Origin of the sequence: Methylobacterium sp. E-046 (assembly GCF_022829625.1) — a bacterium.
Classification (GTDB): domain Bacteria; phylum Pseudomonadota; class Alphaproteobacteria; order Rhizobiales; family Beijerinckiaceae; genus Methylobacterium; species Methylobacterium longum.
Genome location: NZ_JAKSYP010000198.1, coordinates 1 through 877, shown reverse-complemented (window position 1 = coordinate 877; position 877 = coordinate 1). Strand labels below are relative to the sequence as shown.

General features: G+C 66.5%; 1 protein-coding gene. It reads left to right on the top strand.

Translation table 11 applies throughout. The features are described from left to right. Positions 1 to 159: 159 nt before the first annotated feature. Positions 160 to 877, top strand: a 718-nt coding sequence (locus MKK82_RS20685) for a helix-turn-helix domain-containing protein (protein ID WP_243986660.1), incomplete at its 3' end; no start/stop codon positions are given.

Sequence of the window (877 nt, the reverse complement as noted above, 5' to 3'; positions counted from 1 at the left end):
CCCGGCAAGGAAGAGGCTGCTGAAAACCTGGGGCCTGTGAGGACCGTCTAACTAACTCCTCACAAGCCACACGACCCCCTCGGGAGTCAAGCCGGAACGGCAATTCCGGCAACAGGGAAGGCTTGCCTGGATCCAACCGCGGCCCGTGAGGGACCGTGAATGACGACCTATGCCGATGAGATCCGCCGTCAGGTGGAGGCGGCCCCACGCGCCGCGTTGCCGGCCGTTACGGCTGCGCTCTGGCGCGCCTACGGAGACGGAAAGGTGACGGAGGCTGAGGCCGAGTCGCTGTCCGGCTTGATTGAAGCGCGGTGCCGTACCGCGCCAATCAGAGCGGCCCATAACCTGAGCGGCACACAGATGCCGCGGACCTCAACCGATGTCGAAAAATCCGATACCGCCACCGGTCGCGTAGGAAGCCCCAGGAGGGCTGTCGGCTCGCGCCCGCGCACGGATGCTTCAATGGAGCGTCGCCGCCGCTGGGCCGCCTCTGGACGCCTCCCGCCGGGCATTGCCGCACGGTTTACGCTAGCCGAGCAGGCTGTGCTGGCCCTGGTGGCAGCCGAGACCGTGCGCAGGAAGGATTGCCGCCTGTCGATCGAGAACATGGCCGCCGTCGCAGGCGTGTGCCGCTCGACCGTGAAGAATGCCATCCGCGAGGCCCGCCAGCTCGGCCTGCTGACCGTCGAGGAGCGCCAGATCACCGGCTTCCGCAACGACACGAACGTGCTCCGCATCATCAGCCAGGAGTGGCTGGCCTGGATCCAGCTGGCACGGAAAGGGGGTAGCGACCTGCGACCCCCTGCACAAAGTGAGGGCCATCGCGGCTCCGCTTCTCAAGTGGGAGGGGTCAAAACCGTAACCAGCACGCCTACTG